Source organism: Martelella sp. NC20 (genome assembly GCF_013459645.1).
GTDB lineage: Bacteria > Pseudomonadota > Alphaproteobacteria > Rhizobiales > Rhizobiaceae > Martelella.
The window spans coordinates 2,061,862-2,077,708 of record NZ_CP054861.1 but is presented as its reverse complement, the minus strand read 5'-3'; the positions used below and the strand labels follow the sequence as shown (position 1 = coordinate 2,077,708).

The following is a 15,847-nucleotide window of genomic DNA, read 5'->3' as shown; positions in this document are numbered from 1 at the left end:
GGATAGCCAAATTACCCCGACAAAGCAACCGCGCGAAGACAGTTGCGGCCGTCCGGATGAATCCGCGAAAGAACGGTCATTCCCAGATATAGGAAACCTTGCCGAGCACCTTGCCGCCATGCTCTTCCTCGGCGAAGGCGAAGGGCTTGCCGCCGAGCGCTGTAAAGAAGATGCCGGCGTGATCGAGCGCGTCGAAACACCAGCAGATCGTGCCCTTGCAGCCGAGCGAGGCGAGCAGCCGGCGGGCTTCGGCAAACAGCACCCGGCCGAAGCCAAGCCCCTGATATTCCGGCAGAAGATAGATCTCGTAGATCTCGCCTTCCTGGGGCAGCGCCTTGACGCGATTGAGGCCGACGCTGGCATAGCCGACCGGCTGGCCCTGAACCTCCAGCACCAGCAGCGTCTCCTCGCTGGCGATCGCGCTCTTCCACCAGGCGATATTGCGGCGTGAAATCATATCATGAAGCGCACGGTGAGGAAGGATGCCGGCATAGACCTGATGCCATGCCAGCCAGTGCACCCTTGCGATTTTCTCGGCGTCGGCCGTCTCTGCGGGCCGCACGTCGCTGGATAATATCCTCATCGTCTCCAACCGGCATGTCATTGCGGTTAAGACCCAAGGATAGGACAAACTGAGCCGATTGCCCATCAAAATTAATTTACCACGGACAAACAGCGCGGTTCACCGCCTGGCGGCGTCGGGCTCCGGACGGTGACGAAACGCATCGAGCGTGGCCATGACCATTGTGGCGGGCATGCTCCGTTTCTCGAAAACCGCGGCGATCTCGACCACGCGGCTCTTTTCGCGCAACGTCGATACGGCCGACCCGCTGACGCCCTGAAGCCGGGCCATGTCCTTTGCGGTCGTCACCGGCAGCAAGGCCCCGGCATCGGCAAGCAGAGAACGCGCCAACGCCTCGGAGATCGGCTGGTGATCGGCCAGGGCGACGGCCCGGCGCACCTTGGCTCCAAGGCCTTCGAGCGTTGCGAAAAACTTCTCCGGGTCACCGATGCCGGCATAGGCGAGCACATCCTTGCCGCTGAGGTCATCGCCGCCGGCCACCGGCTTCTGATGCAGCACCTCGACCGGCCGATAGGCGTGGCGGGCAGCACTGCGCACCGCCGCCTCCTCGCCGCCGACGCCGTTCAGGAGCACCGCGTTAACCTTCGAAAGCTGGATCGCCAGCACGGCCCGCAGCGGACCCGCCGGCAGGCACCGGCCATTGCCGAAGCCGCGCCTGGCATCGACCACCGCGACCGCGAAATCGGGCTTCAGCCGCCCGCTCTGCAACCCGTCATCCATGATGATGAAATCGACGCCTGCCTGCTCCAGAAGCGCCGCCGCATCCGCCCGTGCTGGCGAGACCGCGACCGGCGCCAGCCGCGACAGCATCAGCGCCTCGTCGCCGACATCGCGGAAGCTGTGACGCGCCGGATCGACCAGCACCGCCCCATCGACCTTGCCGCCATAGCCGCGCAGCAGAAAGCCCGGCCGCCTGCCGGTTTCGCGCGCTGCCCGCGCCAGCGCCTCGGCCACGGGGGTCTTGCCGGTCCCGCCGACGGTGAAATTGCCAACGCACAGGACCGGCACCCCGGCCCGCGCGCCATCCGCCCGCGCCATCCGGCGACCGGCGATCGCGGCGTAGATCCAGGAGACGGGAAGCAGAAGCAGGCTCAAGGGATGGCCGCGCTTCCACCAGAAGGCCCGTGTCGTTTTCTTCATATCGGGCACAACTCTCTGTCAGACCCCGGAGCATTGCGCTGCGTCAGACGATCTCAGCTGACAGCGCATTACGGCAAAACAAACAGATAGAACGGGCAAGCATGTCCGTAAAGCGCGGATCAACGCCCGACAGCTTAGCTGCGCGCCATGAGACTGGCTAGCCTCCGCACCGCTTCCACGCCTTCAATTCAGCGCCTTGCGCAAATTCTGGTCGGGCAGCCGCTCCGGAACAATCGGCAGGCGTTTCTTTTCGGCCACGGTCTTCGGACGCGCGGAGAACCGGGCTTCGAGAATAAGCGGCGCAAGATAGCGCTCGAGCCCCTTCATGGTGCGGATCAGCGCGCCGCGCATGTCGCGCACCCCGGCATAGCCGGCGGCGATCATGTGCTCGCGCGCGGCCTCGTCACGCAAAAGAAGATCGACCGATTGCAGCAGCGCTTGCGGATCGTCGACGGCGCGCACCGCGCCGCGTTGACGCAACTGACGATAGGTATCGCGGAAATTGTCGACATGCTGACCCGTCAGGATCGCGGTTCCAAGCATGGCGGGTTCCAGCGGGTTCTGGCCGCCGCGTGCCGTCATCGAGCGGCCGACGAAGGCAATATCGGTGAGGCGGAGATAAAGCCCCATATCGCCGATCGTGTCGCCGAGATAGATGTCGGTCGCCTCGTCCGGGCGTTCGCCGAGCGAGCGGCGCTTGACCGAAAGCCCGTCGGCCGAAAACAGCGCGGCCAGCGCATCGCCGCGATCGGGATGACGGGGAACGATGATGGTCAGGAGACCGGGATGGCTTTCCTTGAGCGCGGCATGCACGTCGGCGGCATTTTTTTCCTCGCCGTCAAAGGTCGAGATCGCCGCCCAGACCGGACGCGCGCCGATTTCGGTCTTCAGGGTCTCCAGGACATCATCATCGACGGGCGGCGCGCTGCGGTCAACCTTGAGATTGCCGGTAACCGAGACATGCAGCGCCCCGAGATCGGCAAAGCGCTCGGCATCGAGCTCCGTCTGCGCCATGACCAGCGAGAACCGCGAGAACATCGTGCGGGCAAGCTCACGGCGCTGCATCCAGCGCTCGAACGAGCGATCCGAAATCCGTCCATTGACGACAATCTGCGCGATCTTGCGCTTGGCAAGTTCCGCGATCGTGACCGGCCAGACCTCGGTTTCGACGTTGATCGCAAGGTCCGGACGCCAGTGATCGAGAAAGCGTGTTACCGCTGGCAATGCATCAAGCGGGACATATTGATGGATGATCGTGTCCCCGAAACGTTCCGAGGCCAGTCGCGCGGATGTAACGGTGCCGGTGGTCAGTAGAACGGTGATGCCGAATTCGTGGATATTCTGGACGAGCGACGTGACGGCGAGCGTTTCGCCCACACTTGCCGCGTGTATCCAGACGAGCGGACCTTCCGGTCTTTGCCGGTCGGCGCGGCCGAAGCGCTCACCCAGGCGGCTTCGCTCCTCCTTGCCGCGCCTGACGCGATGATAGAGGATCGGCCGTAACAGCGGATAGCCGAGAATCCCGCCAAGTCGGTAGGTGTTGCGGGCCAACCAAATAGAAATGCCTGATATCATTCCCTTGTCCGTATACCCCGTTCTCGTGCATCGGATCAGCGGCCGCACCCACCACCATTGCGCGAATCATCCTACTTCAGAAAATAACATTTAGGAACAGGAAGAACCATATCCTAAATATTCCACCAAAAGTCTTCAGGCAGACCCGGAACGAAGTTCTTTTCTTTATTCTTATAAAGACTTCGACTGCATGCTTTTAAAGCAACTGCTTAATTTTATACCGTAGAGCAGTTGCAGGAACGCCCAATACGCTTTCGAGGCAAAATCAGTTCCCTATTCTGCGTCCGGATGCGCAAAAAAGACAGTGTTCATGATTCCGTGTTCATGATTCCGGATCGAGAAGCCGGTGCAGATGAACGATGAAATACCGCATATGAGCATTGTCGACTGTCTGCTGCGCCCTGGATTTCCAGGCCGCGTGGGCGCTGGCGTAGTTGGGGTAGATGCCGACAATGTCGAGCGCGTTCAGGTCGGTGAACTTGACGCCCTTCAGGCTTTCGAGTTCCCCACCGAAAACCAGATGCAGGAGTTGCTTGTTTTCAACCGTATCAGCCATTTCAGATCTCTCTTTACTCTGTTCCTCCCGCCACAGCGTGTCCCGGGTTTGGACGCTTTTGTCAAGTCACGGGTCAGATCACGGCCGGCGGCGCGAATTCGGCCATCAGCCTTCCGACCAGCGCCTGATTTCCCGCAAACAGCGTACCGTGACGAAGCGCGCGGCGATTATAGGTCAGCTGCCGTCCCGCGTCATCCACCAGCGCCGCTCCGGCCGAGGCAAGGATGATATCGGCGGCGGCCAGATCCCAGTCATGTGAGTTAGGCCTTACAAGTGTGGCATCAAGACGGCCATCGGCAACCAAAGCCAGCCTGTAGGCAAGCGAGGGAATATGGGCGGCCTTGTTGACCCGCGCGCGAAATGGCGGACTGAAGCCATCGAGCATGGTCGCCGGCAGGCAGAGTTCCAGATTTCCGGCCTCGCCATGGCGCGATGACGCCGCAATCGGCATGCCGTTCTTCAGCGCCGGTCCGCCGAGGCCGGCGGTAAACACCTCGTCGAGCGCCGGGGCGACCAGAACACCCGCGACCGGGCGGCCGCCGCGCACCACCGCGACGCTGACCATCCAGTTCTTCTTGCCCTTGAGGAAACCGCGCGTTCCGTCGATCGGGTCGACGACGAATGTGGCATCCGCATCCAATCTCGCAAAATCATCGCCGCTTTCCTCCGAGAGCCAGCCATAATCCGGCCGCGCCTTGCGCAGCAGGTCCTCCAGGCACTCATTGGCGGCAAAATCGGCGGCGCTGACCGGCGACTGTCCGGAGTTCTTCCACCAGACTTCCGGGTTCTGGCCAAAATGAGAGAGCGCGACCGCGCCTGCTTCCCGCGCGGCATCCGTGATCAGCGCGAGATCGGCGGCTATATCTGCATCCGGTCCGGATAACTCCGCCACGCCGGCCCTCACGATCCGGCGAGGGTAACGCCCTCGACAAGAATACTGGGGGTTGCGATCGAGAACCGGCGGTCGATGTCGTTTGCCGGGGTCATCGCCATGAACATGTCCTTCAGATTGCCCGCTATCGTCATCTGCGACACCGGATAGGCGATCTCGCCATCTTCGATCCAGAACCCGCTCGCTCCGCGCGAATATTCGCCGGTCACCATGTTGACGCCATGGCCGATCAGTTCGGTGACGTAAAGCCCGGTTCCGATTTCGGCCATCAGTTCCGCCGGCGACTTGCCGCCGGGCTCCAGCACCAGATTTGTCGGCGCCGCGGAGAGCGAATTGCCGGATCGGGTGCCGCGACCATTGGTCTCAAGGCCAAGCTCCCGGCCAAGCGCGGTCGACAGGAACCATTGCTGCAACACGCCGTCCTCGACCATGACGAGCGGTTCGCTTGCGACTCCTTCGCCATCGAAGGGCTGGGAGCCGGCGCCGCGACGTATGGCAGGATCGTCGATCACATTGAGCCCGGCCTTCAGCACCGGCTTGCCGAGCCGATCCCGCAGAAAGCTGGTCTTGCGCGCGACCGACGAGCCCGAGATGGCGCTCGCGAGACTGCCGATCATGCTTGCGGCAAGACGCGGCTCGAAGATCACGGCGGCGTTGCGCAGCGTCGGCACCTGACGGGGCGAGAGCCGCGCCGCGGCCCGCTCCCCGGCCTTGCGGCCGATTTCGTCCGGCCGGTCGAGATCGCCGTCATGGGCGCGCGCGTCATAATCGTGATCGCGCTGCATGCCGGCGCCCTCGCCCGCCACGACCGAGACCGAAACGGAGGAATATGAGCGCCGGTATCCGCCGGAGAAACCGTCGGAGGTCACCAGCACGAAGCCGACCTCGCCGCGCGAGGCCCCCGCGCCCGAGCTTTTGGTGACGCCCTTGACCTGAAGTGCGGCCTGTTCGGCCGAAAGCGCGCGTTCGGCAAGCGCCTCCGGCGAAACCTCTGTTTCGTCGTAAAGGTCGAGATCCGGCGCGGCGCGGGCAAGCCGGGCGCTGTCGGCGAGGCTGGCATAGGGATCTTCGGGCGAGACGGCGGCCATGGCGAGCGCGCGCTCGACCAGGGTTTCGATATCGCTATCGTCATTGGTCGAGACGGTCGCAACCCTGGCGCCGCGAAACACCCTCAGCGAAAATCCCCTGTTTTCGGAAGCCTTGGCGTTCTCTCGTTTGCCGTCGCGCACCGAAATGCTGTTCGAAACGCCTTCGGAGACGACGACATCGGCCGCATCCGCGCCCTTTCGTCTCGCGACATCGAGAATCTTCGACGCGCTGTCGATCAATTGAACGGGAACCCTTGATGATGTCATGGCTTTGGCCTTTCCTTGCGCCCTCATTTATTGTTCACTTCATTGCGCATCAAGTGCCGTCGCGCCGGCCCTCCCGTTTTCTTGCAATCCAGGAACCTATTTATGGCAACTACGCAGAGCCTTTTCACCGAAACCGTGTGGATGCTGGGGGCCGCGACCATCGCCGCGCCGCTGTTCAAGCGACTCGGGCTCGGCACGGTTCTCGGCTATCTGGCCGGCGGGATCGTGATCGGCCCGGTGTTGCAGCGCATCAGCAACGGCGAGGAGGTGCTGCATGTCGCCGAGCTCGGGATCGTGTTCCTGCTGTTCATGATCGGGCTTGAACTGAAGCCATCCAGGCTCTGGACGATGCGCAAGGATATTTTCGGGCTTGGCCTCGCACAGGTGCTGGTCACTGGCGCCGTGCTGGTGCCGCTTGCCAAATTCGGCGGTATCGGGGCCTGGCCGGCAGCGGTGATCGCCGGTTTCGGCCTGGCGCTGTCGTCCACCGCCTTCGCGATGCAGATCCTCGACGACAGCGGCGACGTCAATACCCGTTATGGCCAGCGTTCGTTCTCGATGCTGCTGTTCCAGGATATCGCGATCGTGCCGCTTCTGGCGCTCGCCAGCATTCTGGGCGGCGGCGTGGAGGAGGCGAGCACTTCGGACGTGCTGATGAATGCCGGGATTGCCGCCGGCGTCGTTGTGCTGATGATCGCCGCCGGCCGCTACGTGCTGACGCCGGTGTTCCAGATCATCGCCGCGACAGGCGCGCGCGAGGTGATGATCGTGGCCGCGCTGTTCCTCGTTATCGGCGCGGCGATGATGATGCAGATGGTCGGGTTGTCGATGGCGATGGGCGCGTTTCTCGCCGGCGTCATGCTCGCCGAATCCTCCTACCGTCATGAACTTGAGGCCGATATCGAACCCTTTCGCGGCGTGTTCCTCGCGGTTTTCTTCATCGCTGTCGGCCTGTCGCTCGAACTCACCGTGGTCTACGAGAACATCCTCTTGATCGTCATCGCCGTTCCGGTGCTGATCGTCGTCAAGGCCGCTGTCATCTACGCGCTATGTCGTCTGACGGGATCGCCCCATGAGGATGCGATCAGGATTGCAGCGCTTTTGCCGCAAGGCGGGGAATTCGGCTTCGTGATGTTTTCGACGGCCGCCGCCGCCGGCATCTTCTCCAACGCCACCGCCTCGCTGCTGATCGCGATCGTGACGGTCTCCATGGTCGCGACGCCGCTCTGCGTCCGTCTGGCCGAGCGGCTTTATGCCCGCCGCGAGGCGCATGAGGAGATGGAGGAGGATTTCGAGGGTGCGAGCGCGGACGTGCTGATGATCGGGTTTTCGCGCTTCGGCCAGATCGCCGCGCAAATTCTGCTGGCGAGCGGCCGCGAGGTGACGATCATCGATTTCTCCGCCGAGCGCATCCGCCAGGCCTCGGCCTTCGGCTTCCACATCTATTTCGGCGATGGCACCCGCAAGGACGTGCTGATCGCGGCGGGGATCGAGAAGGCAAAGATCGTTGCTGTCTGCACCCAGAGGCGCGAGATCACCGACCGGGTGATCGACGTGGTGCAGGAGAATTTCCCGCGCGCCCACATCTACGCCCGATCCTACGATCGCGGCCACACGCTTGCGCTGCGTCAGCGCGGCGTGGAGTACGAATTGCGCGAAACGCTGGAATCCGGCCTCGCCTTCGGTCGTGAGACCCTGGTGGCGCTCGGCACCAGCGAGGAGGAGGCGATCGCGATCACCGACGATATCCGCAAGCGCGACGCCAAGCGGCTGGAGATCCAGGCGGTCGAGGGCATCATGGCCGGCGCCGACATGCTCCACACCCACCCCGTCAGCCCCGAACCGCTGATGCGCCCCAAACGCCGGCAGATCGACCCGACGGTGAAGGTGACCGGCAAGGACATGGCGTAGAGCCCCTCAGGCCGCGCTGTAGACGCGTTCCCCGGCAATGTAGCTGGCGGAAAGCGCGAGGTCCTCGGTCAGCAGAACCAGATCGGCATCGCAGCCCGGTTTCAGCCGCCCCTTCGATGACGCGCCCACGGCGTCAGCCGGATAGAGCGAGGCCATGCGCAGGGCTTCCTCCAGCGGCACGCCCAGCAGGTCGCGCACGTTCTTCACGCAGGTGAGCAGATCGGTATCGGCGCCGGCGAGCGTTCCGTCGGCAAGCGTCAGGCGACCGTCCTTGCGGTAGATCGTGCGGCCGTTGAGTTCGAAACTCTGAAGATCCGTGCCCGTGACCGACATCGCGTCGGAAACCAGGAATATCTTCCCAGGCCCGGCCTTTGCCCGGAGCGCAATCCCCATCGCCACCGGATCCACATGGTATCCGTCGGCAATGAGCCCGCAGGAAAATCCGCCATCGCCGAGAACCGCGCCAACCATGCCCGGCTCGCGATGGGCAAGCGGGCTCATCGCGTTGAAAAGATGCGTCGCCATGGTGGCGCCCGCAAACCGGTACTCCCGCGCGACCGCGCAGGACGCGCCGGTATGGCCGAGGCTGACGATATAGCCGGCCGCCGCGAGGCGCGCGACCTGCTGGCGGGTGACGTTTTCAGGCGCGACCGTGATCAGCCCGACGCCGAAACTGCCGGCATGTTCCACCAAATAATCGCAATCCTCCGTCTCCATCGGGCGGATAAGCGCTGGATCATGCGTGCCCTTTTTCGCAAGCGAAAGGTGCGGGCCTTCGAGATGCAGGCCGAGATAGCCCGGAACGCCCGCCTCCCATGCAGCCTTGCCGGCTTCGATTGCCGCGCGCAGCACATCGGACCGGTCGGTGATCAGCGTCGGCAGCAGCGCGGTGACGCCGGAGCGGATCTGGGCGGCGCAGATGGTGCGAAGCCCCTCGATATCCGGCGCGTTGTTGAACAGCAGGCCGCCGCCGCCATTGACCTGGAGATCGATGAAACCCGGCGCCAGAATCCGGCCATCGGCCGGGATAATCTCGCATTCGTCCGGAATATGACGCGCCGAAACGATCGCCTCGATCCCTTCCGGGGAAAACACCAGCGCGCGGCCTTCGAGAAAGCTTTCGCCATCGAATATCCGTGCGCCGCGGATCGCCTTCTTCATCACTATTCGGTCTCCGTCACCTTGTTGAGCGCCACCGGCGCATCCGGGTTGAAGCCGCGGGCGCGCGACAGTTTCTCGATGACGCCGTAATAGGGCACGATCAGCGCCAGCGCATCGGTCAGCGGATGGCCGGTCGCCACATGCGGCAGCATCTCAGTCCCCTCGCCCCGGTCCGATGACAGGAACACCGTCGCGCCCTTTTTGGCAAGGCCGGAGGCGATCCTGACGACGCTGTCCTCCGCCTTGTCGCGGGCGGCAAACGCGATCACCGGGAAGCGCGGCTCGACCAGCGAGACCGGGCCGTGCATCACCTCCGCCGAGGAATAGGCCTCGGCGTGGAGCTCCGAGGTCTCCTTGCATTTCAGCGAGGCTTCGCTGGCAATCGCAAAGCTCGGGCCGCGCCCCAGCACATAGAGCGACTGGGCATGTTTCAAGGGATCGATCAGCGCCGACCAGTCGCAGGCCAGCGCCTTTTCGAGATCGCCCGGCAGTTTTGCGAGCGCAGCCTTGAGCGCCGCGTCATCGGCCCATTCCGACAGCACGGCAAGGCCCGCCACGATCGAATTGACGTAGGATTTGGTCGCGGCCACCGCCTTTTCCGGGCCGGCGGCGATATCGATCGGCTGATCGGCGATCTCCGCAAGCGGCGAGGCGATGGTGTTGACCAGTGCAAGCGACAGCGCGCCGCCGGCGCGCGCGGCCTTGGCGAGCGCCACGATGTCCGGGCTCTTGCCGGACTGCGACACCGAAATGGCGGCCGCTTTGTTCATCCGGAGCTTCGCCCCATAGATCGAGGCAAGCGACGGTCCAAGCGAGGCGACCGGAATGCCGACGGTCAGTTCGATCGCATATTTCAAAAACAGCGCCGCGTGATCGGACGAGCCGCGCGCGATGGTGACGATCACCGCGGGGTCCTTTTCGGCAAGCGCCCGTCCGGCCGCGGCAAGGGCTGCGCTCTGGCTGTCGAGAAGCCGGGCGGCGGCTTCGGGAATCTCGTCGATCTCGCGGCGCATATTGGTGATGTCGGTCATGCGGTCATCTTCCGTTTCATGGGTCGCCGGCATAGGTCAGCTCGGCGACGAGGTCATAGATATCGCTTCGATAATAGGTTCTGGTCAGTTCCACCGCCCGGCCGCCGGCCGTAAAACCGGTGCGGCGGATCGCGAGCGCCGGCGCGCCGGGCGCAACCGTCAGAAGCGCTGCCTGGGCGGCGGTCAGGATGCAGGCGGTGATCCGCTCCTCCGCTTTCACCATGGTAACGCCGCGCTCGGCGAGCGCCCCGTAAAGCGAGGTTTCGACAAGGTCGGGCCGCTCGAGAATGTCGGCGGGCAGCGTGGAATGTTCGATCGCCATCGGCAGATCGTCGCCAAGACGGATACGGCTGAGGCGGGCAATAGCGGCATTGGTGCCAAGCTGCAGCGCCGCGGCCTCCTCGGCGCTTGCGGCAAACAGGCCGCGCTCCAGCCAGAGCGAGCGCGGCGTGAGGCCGCGCGCCTGCATATCCTCGGTAAACGATGTCAGCCGCTTCAGCGGCTGCTCGATCCGTGCCGGCGGGCGAAGCACGAAGGTGCCGGCGCCATGGCGGCGCTGCAGGAAGCCCTCGCTGGTCAGTTCCGCGATCGCCCGGCGCACGGTCACCCGGCTGACGCCGACGATCCGGGCGAGATCGCGCTCGGGCGGAAGCGCCTCGCCATGGGCAAGCGCCCCGCTTTCAACCGCCCTTGCCAGCTCGGCCTTCAGCCGCCGGTAGATCGGCCCGTCACCCGAAATGTCGAAGTCCTGGAAAACCCGCACGGTCGTCTCCTGCTGCCAATATTGATACCAATTTAATACCAAATGGCAAGACCGTCTCACAAATTTCATCGAGGGATCATCGGCGACCGGCCTTGCCTTGCGGCCGACCGGATGGCTCAATCAAGTTTCCGGCAAATGCGAGACCGCCATGCAGATCGAGGCTCTTGTCTATTTCAACGAACTGGTGCGCTCGCGCTCGATCCGGCAGGCGGCGGTAACGCTGGGCGTCTCGCCGATGGCCGTCAGCCGCCAGCTTGAAAACCTCGAGGCCTATTTCAACGCCGTCCTGATCGAGCGCGGCGCGCGCGGCATTGCGCTGACGCCGGCGGGCGCACTGCTTGCCGAACGCGCCGACGCGATGATCCGCGATCTCGAAAGCGCACGGCAGGTGATCGACGATCTGCGCGGATTGAATGCCGGTCATGTCTCGGTCCATGTCAACGGAGCGGTGATCAACGCGATCCTGGCCCCGGCGCTTGCCGAGTTCTACGCGCTCTATCCGAAAATCTCGATTGCCGTTACGGTGACATCGGCGGAAATCGCGCTCAACGCGGTGACCACCGGCGAGACCGATATCGCGGTCACGATGTTCTCGCCATCGGATGCGCGGATCGAGACGTTGTTTTCACTGTCGGTACGCCACGATCCGGTGATGGCGCCGGATCATCCTCTTGCCGGCGAGAAGGAAATCACGCTTCAGGCCATCCGCCGCCACGCCATCGCCATGCCCGACCGCGCCTTCAGCATTCGCCGCGATTTCGACGATCGTCAGCGCGCGGGAGGGTTCGTGCCCGTGGATGTCGCCTTCACAACGTCCTCGCTGGAACTTCAGAAGGAGCTTGCCCGGCGCAGCACGGCGGTGCTGATCCTGCCGGCGATGACAGTCGCCCGCGAGCTTCGCGACGGCCATCTTGTGCTCCGCCCCTTCGCAAGAGGCGCGGAAATTGCCAGCGATATGCGGCTGGTGCGCGCCGAAGGCCCAACCCCCACCTTCGCCGCCCTGAAGCTCGCCGAGTTCCTGGAGGCTTTCCTTCGCGAGCACGGCTAGAACGCGGATAGTGCCCGCTCAGACCTCGCCGCCGGCGAAAATCGCCTGCACCCATTCGAGAAACACCCGCAGCCTCGGCGCGGTGTGGCGGTTCTGGGGGTAGAGCGCGGTGAGCGGTGTCGGCGGCGGCGGGAAATCCGGCAGGACTTCGATCATTTCGCCGGTTTCGAGCGCCCCGGCGAAATGATAGCGCGGTGCCTGGACCAGCCCGAAACCCGCCCGCGCCAGCGCATTGGCCGTGCCGGAATCATTGGCGGTCACGCGGGTTCCGAGCGCCACGTAGCGGGTGCGGCCGTTCTCGATCAGTTCGAGCGGCATCACCTCTCCGGTGCGCGACGAGATGAAGCCGACCGCGATATGGCCGGCCAGATCATCCGGCGTTTCCGGCACGCCGTGCCGCTCGAGATAGGCGGGGCTTGCCGCAGTGACCTCGCCAAGCGCGCCGAGCCTGCGGGCGATCAGGCCGCTATCCTCCAGTTCGCCGGCCCGGATGACGCAATCGAAACCCTCGCGCACCAGATCGACATAACGGTCGCCCTGACCGAAATGGATCTTGAGATCGGGGTATCGCGCCAGGAACGACGGCAGGCCGGGCAGCAGGAAATTGCGGGTCAGATGAGGATGGGCATCGATGCGCAGAAGCCCGTCCGGATTGCCGGCCCTGAACGCCCCCTCGGCCTCCTCGACATCGGCAAGGATCGCCAGACAACGCCGATAGTAATCGGCGCCGTCGAGCGTTGCCGCGACATGGCGGGTGGTGCGGTCCAGGAGCCGCACGCCAAGATCGGCCTCGAGCCCCTTGATCGCCTCCGTCGCGGTCGAGCGCGCAAGGCCGAGATCGAGGGCGGCCGCGGAGAAGCTGCCGCGCTCGACGACGCGGGTGAACAAGCGCATGCGGTCAAATCTGTCCATGGACATTGTTCACCACAGCCGAATTATCTTGTCAAATTTTCTGTGATTGTTTCGTTCAGGCGGGAGCTTATCTTCAACCCAGTCACAGACATAGGGAGTTTACCATGACCAGAACAGCCATCATCACCGGCGCCTCTCGTGGGATCGGCGCGGAAATCGCAAGGCGGCTCGCCGCCGACGGCATCGACATCGTCGTCAACTACGCCTCGAACGCCGCCGCCGCGGACGAGGTGGTCGCGGCCATCACGGAAAACGGCGGCAAGGCGGTTGCCGTGAAGGCCGATATCGGCGCCGATGACGGCATCAGGACCCTGTTCGATGCGGCAGAGGCCGAATTCGGAAAGGCGGATATCCTCGTCAACAATGGCGGCATGATTTCGCTGTCGCCGCTCGGCACGGTTACGGACGAGGATTTCGCGCGTCAGGTCGCCGTCAATTTCGGCGGCACGTTTCGCGGCCTTCGCGAAGCTGCGAACCGGCTCGCCGATGACGGGCGGATCGTCAATTTCTCGACCACCGTCGTGGGCACAAAACTGCCGGCCTACGGCGTCTATGCCGCGACCAAGGCCGCCGTCGAGACCATGACCCATATCGCCGCCAAGGAGCTTGCCGCACGGGGCATCACCGTCAATGCGATCGCCCCCGGTCCGGTTGCCACCGAGCTGTTTTTCGTCGGCAAGAGCGAGGAACTGATCGCCAACATCACCAGAACGATTCCCGCCGGTCGTCTCGGCGAGCCCGATGATATCGCCGGAGCCGTCGCGTTTCTCGTCAGCGACGAGGCCCGCTTCATCAGCGGACAGGTGCTGCGCATCAATGGCGGCATGATTTAACCACACGATTTAGCAAGGAGAACCGATATGCCATTCGTCAACATCAAGACCCCTGAAGCAGCACTCACCCGCGCCCAGAAGGAAGAAATCGTCCACCGCGTCACCGACATGCTGACCGAGTATTTCAGCGAAGCCGCCCGGCCCCACACCATGGTGCTGATCGAGGAGGTCGGGGACGGCGGCTATGGCCGCGCCGACGAGGTTTTCGTCATCCCCGAGGCCTATCGCGTGCCCGCGTTTCCCTGAATCGCGAACACGCTCCAACCTTTTGCTTTCCACGCGTCCGGACGGAAAACCGGTGTCCACTTTTCCTGGACGCGCTCTATCGCGCCGCGAGTTGAAGCGCGGGCCGGGGCGGAAACGCCTCGGCAAGCCCTTCGACGAACCGCATGATCTTGGCGCTCGGCCTGTGCCGCGCCGGATAGAGGGCCTGCATCGGGCGCGGGGGCGTGCGATAGCCGGTCAGCAGGCGCACCAGACGGCCCGCCTTCAGTTCCTCCCGCAGGATGATATCCGAGCCGAGCGCGACGCCGTGCCCCTCCACGGCGGCGCGCAACAGCATCAGCCAGTCATTGCTGTAAAGCCGGCCGCTGACCTGGATTTCCCGTTCCCGGCCATTTTCGGTAAACAGCCAGCGGCACGGCGTCTGCCCGGCCCGCTGGCCGAAGATCAGGCATTCGTGCCGCGTCAGGTCCTGCGGGGTTTCCGGCGCGCCGTGCCGGGCGAGATAGGCGGGGGCGGCACAGACCACCAGGTCGTAAGGCGCCAGCGCGATCGAGGCGAGGCCGGCGCTTTCCGCTCCGCCGATCCGGATGGTGACATCGAAGCCCTCCTCCAGCGGATCCACGAACCGATCCTCGAGCGTGACCTCGACCTGCACATCCGGATATTTTTCGAGAAACCGGGTGACGAAAGGCGCGAGCGCCAGCGTGCCGAAGGTTTTCGGCGCGTTGACCTTCAGCAGTCCCTTGGGGTGACGGTGCATCTCCGAGGCCAGCCCCTCCGCGGCCTCCGCCTCGCCAAGGATCACCCGGCAGCGCTCGTAAAACGCACGGCCGATATCGGTAAGGCTCTGGCGACGGGTGGTGCGGTGGATCAGCGTCGCGCCCACCCTGTCCTCCAGAAACACGATATGCTTGGAGACCATCTGCGGCGAGATGCCGAGCGCATCGGCGGCGGCCGCAAACGAGCCGAGATCAACCGCCTTGACATAGACGGCCATGCTGGTGAGGCGGTCCATGATTATCCCCTTCTGGTTGGGAGAGTGTGTGTTTTTCCGATATTTAAAAACCTCTGGTGGAGGTTTAAGCCGGGTCATCATTGCATGACAAGGAGAAAACACATGAAAATCGGAATTATCGGCGCGGGCTTTGTCGGCCGCTCGGTGGCGCAGAAGGCGGTTCAGGCCGGCCATGAGGTGATGCTCAGCAATTCGCGCGGACCGCAAAGCCTTTTCAGCATGAAAAGCGCCCTCGGCTGTGCCGTGGGGACGGTGGACGAGGCGATCGCCTTCGCCGACGTGATCGTGCTCGCCGTTCCGCTGACCGCCTATGGCGCGCTGCCGCCGGAAGGCTTCAGGGGCAAGGTCGTGATCGACGCCATCAATTACTATCACGAGCGTGACGGCCATATCGCAGCGCTGGATCAGGGCGACACCACCACCAGCGAGATGATCGCCGCCCATCTCCCCGGCGCCCGTATCGTCAAGGCCTTCAACGCCATCCGCATGGTCGACCTCGACGTCGCGGGACGGCCGGAGGGTGCAGAAGATCGCCTCGCCCTGCCGCTTGCCGGCGATGATGCCGATGCAAAGGCGGTGGTGGCCGGGCTCTACCATCAGTTCGGTTTCGACAGTTTCGATGCCGGACCGCTTCACGAGGGCTGGCGCTTCGAACGCGACCGCCCGGCCTATTGCAACCTGAAACCGAGGCAGGCGCTTGCCGACACGCTGGCGGCCACGACCCGGTAATTTCTGGCGCGGGTGGGCAGAGCAACGCCGCAAATTCAGTGCATGTGGCGTCCGCCGCCTCCCCTCACCCGGCGCATACGCGCCACCCTCTCCCCTCCGGGGCGAGGGTAACCATGCA

At 64.1% G+C, this 15,847-nt stretch carries 16 protein-coding genes; 5 read left to right on the top strand and 11 right to left on the bottom strand.

Translation table 11 applies throughout. The features are described from left to right. Positions 1–76: 76 nt before the first annotated feature. The 6 genes from HQ843_RS09985 to HQ843_RS09960 form a co-directional block, all read right to left on the bottom strand. Complete coding sequence (locus HQ843_RS09985; RefSeq protein ID WP_180898451.1) at positions 77–583, bottom strand: GNAT family N-acetyltransferase; 507 nt, start codon at positions 581–583, stop codon at positions 77–79. Positions 584–682: 99 nt separating this feature from the next. Continuing rightward, the gene (gene lpxK, locus HQ843_RS09980; RefSeq protein WP_180898452.1) at positions 683–1,723 is read right to left on the bottom strand and encodes a tetraacyldisaccharide 4'-kinase; all 1,041 of its coding nucleotides are present in this window, start codon (positions 1,721–1,723) and stop codon (positions 683–685) included. Positions 1,724–1,906: 183 nt separating this feature from the next. Then, positions 1,907–3,295 carry a lipid IV(A) 3-deoxy-D-manno-octulosonic acid transferase gene (gene waaA, locus HQ843_RS09975; protein ID WP_371822185.1) on the bottom strand — a complete coding sequence of 463 codons (1,389 nt, stop codon included), beginning with the start codon at positions 3,293–3,295 and terminating at the stop codon, positions 1,907–1,909. A gap of 325 nt (positions 3,296–3,620) precedes the next feature. Beyond that, complete coding sequence (locus HQ843_RS09970; protein ID WP_180898454.1) at positions 3,621–3,854, bottom strand: DUF4170 domain-containing protein; 234 nt, start codon at positions 3,852–3,854, stop codon at positions 3,621–3,623. 73 nt (positions 3,855–3,927) lie between these two features. Continuing rightward, entirely contained in the window at positions 3,928–4,746 is an 819-nt protein-coding gene (locus HQ843_RS09965) for a 3'(2'),5'-bisphosphate nucleotidase CysQ (RefSeq protein ID WP_246710334.1), read from the bottom strand. Between the two features lie 8 nt (positions 4,747–4,754). After that, entirely contained in the window at positions 4,755–6,101 is a 1,347-nt protein-coding gene (locus HQ843_RS09960) for a TldD/PmbA family protein (RefSeq protein WP_180898455.1), read from the bottom strand. A 102-nt stretch (positions 6,102–6,203) separates the two neighbouring features. On the opposite strand from HQ843_RS09960, the gene HQ843_RS09955 reads away from it, so the two are divergent. Continuing rightward, positions 6,204–8,012: a monovalent cation:proton antiporter-2 (CPA2) family protein gene (locus tag HQ843_RS09955; RefSeq protein WP_180898456.1), complete on the top strand. Its 1,809-nt coding sequence runs from the start codon at positions 6,204–6,206 to the stop codon at positions 8,010–8,012. 6 nt (positions 8,013–8,018) lie between these two features. On the opposite strand, the gene nagA is transcribed toward HQ843_RS09955, so the two are convergent. From nagA to HQ843_RS09940, 3 genes are read right to left on the bottom strand one after another with little or no spacing between them, the layout of a single operon-like run. Further along, complete coding sequence (nagA, locus tag HQ843_RS09950; protein ID WP_371822048.1) at positions 8,019–9,173, bottom strand: N-acetylglucosamine-6-phosphate deacetylase; 1,155 nt, start codon at positions 9,171–9,173, stop codon at positions 8,019–8,021. 2 nt (positions 9,174–9,175) lie between these two features. After that, the gene (locus HQ843_RS09945; RefSeq protein ID WP_180898457.1) at positions 9,176–10,204 is read right to left on the bottom strand and encodes an SIS domain-containing protein; all 1,029 of its coding nucleotides are present in this window, start codon (positions 10,202–10,204) and stop codon (positions 9,176–9,178) included. A 16-nt stretch (positions 10,205–10,220) separates the two neighbouring features. After that, positions 10,221–11,036: a GntR family transcriptional regulator gene (locus tag HQ843_RS09940; protein WP_371822186.1), complete on the bottom strand. Its 816-nt coding sequence runs from the start codon at positions 11,034–11,036 to the stop codon at positions 10,221–10,223. Between the two features lie 79 nt (positions 11,037–11,115). Here HQ843_RS09940 and HQ843_RS09935 point away from each other — a divergent pair, with 79 nt between their 5' ends. Continuing rightward, a complete protein-coding gene (locus HQ843_RS09935) occupies positions 11,116–12,015 on the top strand; it encodes a LysR family transcriptional regulator (RefSeq protein ID WP_246710333.1) in 900 nt (299 codons plus the stop codon). 18 nt (positions 12,016–12,033) lie between these two features. Here the strand turns inward: HQ843_RS09935 and HQ843_RS09930 are convergent, their stop codons facing one another. Next, positions 12,034–12,927, bottom strand: a complete 894-nt coding sequence (locus tag HQ843_RS09930; RefSeq protein ID WP_180898460.1) for a LysR family transcriptional regulator — start codon at positions 12,925–12,927, stop codon at positions 12,034–12,036. A gap of 104 nt (positions 12,928–13,031) precedes the next feature. On the opposite strand from HQ843_RS09930, the gene HQ843_RS09925 reads away from it, so the two are divergent. Continuing rightward, a complete protein-coding gene (locus HQ843_RS09925) occupies positions 13,032–13,760 on the top strand; it encodes an SDR family oxidoreductase (protein WP_180898461.1) in 729 nt (242 codons plus the stop codon). A 27-nt stretch (positions 13,761–13,787) separates the two neighbouring features. Then, complete coding sequence (locus HQ843_RS09920; protein WP_180898462.1) at positions 13,788–14,006, top strand: tautomerase family protein; 219 nt, start codon at positions 13,788–13,790, stop codon at positions 14,004–14,006. Positions 14,007–14,082: 76 nt separating this feature from the next. On the opposite strand, the gene HQ843_RS09915 is transcribed toward HQ843_RS09920, so the two are convergent. Next, positions 14,083–15,000 (bottom strand): LysR family transcriptional regulator, encoded by a 918-nt coding sequence (locus tag HQ843_RS09915; RefSeq protein WP_180898463.1) that lies wholly within the window; start codon positions 14,998–15,000, stop codon positions 14,083–14,085. Here HQ843_RS09915 and HQ843_RS09910 point away from each other — a divergent pair. Beyond that, a complete protein-coding gene (locus tag HQ843_RS09910) occupies positions 14,893–15,729 on the top strand; it encodes an NADPH-dependent F420 reductase (protein WP_256432944.1) in 837 nt (278 codons plus the stop codon). The genes HQ843_RS09915 and HQ843_RS09910 overlap by 108 nt on opposite strands. The last annotated feature ends 118 nt before the right edge of the window (positions 15,730–15,847 follow it).

Bases quoted from the DNA above. Each gene is read 5' to 3' on its own strand.
- HQ843_RS09915 (WP_180898463.1), bottom strand. From the start codon at position 15,000: ATGGACCGCCTCACCAGCATGGCCGTCTATGTCAAGGCGGTTGATCTC.
- HQ843_RS09935 (WP_246710333.1), top strand. From the start codon at position 11,116: ATGCAGATCGAGGCTCTTGTCTATTTCAACGAACTGGTGCGCTCGCGC.
- lpxK (WP_180898452.1), bottom strand. From the start codon at position 1,723: ATGAAGAAAACGACACGGGCCTTCTGGTGGAAGCGCGGCCATCCCTTG.
- HQ843_RS09955 (WP_180898456.1), top strand. From the start codon at position 6,204: ATGGCAACTACGCAGAGCCTTTTCACCGAAACCGTGTGGATGCTGGGG.
- HQ843_RS09910 (WP_256432944.1), top strand. From the start codon at position 14,893: ATGCTTGGAGACCATCTGCGGCGAGATGCCGAGCGCATCGGCGGCGGC.
- HQ843_RS09930 (WP_180898460.1), bottom strand. From the start codon at position 12,927: ATGGACAGATTTGACCGCATGCGCTTGTTCACCCGCGTCGTCGAGCGC.
- nagA (WP_371822048.1), bottom strand. From the start codon at position 9,173: ATGAAGAAGGCGATCCGCGGCGCACGGATATTCGATGGCGAAAGCTTT.
- HQ843_RS09920 (WP_180898462.1), top strand. From the start codon at position 13,788: ATGCCATTCGTCAACATCAAGACCCCTGAAGCAGCACTCACCCGCGCC.
- HQ843_RS09960 (WP_180898455.1), bottom strand. From the start codon at position 6,101: ATGACATCATCAAGGGTTCCCGTTCAATTGATCGACAGCGCGTCGAAG.
- HQ843_RS09925 (WP_180898461.1), top strand. From the start codon at position 13,032: ATGACCAGAACAGCCATCATCACCGGCGCCTCTCGTGGGATCGGCGCG.
- HQ843_RS09940 (WP_371822186.1), bottom strand. From the start codon at position 11,036: ATGAAATTTGTGAGACGGTCTTGCCATTTGGTATTAAATTGGTATCAA.
- HQ843_RS09985 (WP_180898451.1), bottom strand. From the start codon at position 583: ATGAGGATATTATCCAGCGACGTGCGGCCCGCAGAGACGGCCGACGCC.
- HQ843_RS09970 (WP_180898454.1), bottom strand. From the start codon at position 3,854: ATGGCTGATACGGTTGAAAACAAGCAACTCCTGCATCTGGTTTTCGGT.
- HQ843_RS09945 (WP_180898457.1), bottom strand. From the start codon at position 10,204: ATGACCGACATCACCAATATGCGCCGCGAGATCGACGAGATTCCCGAA.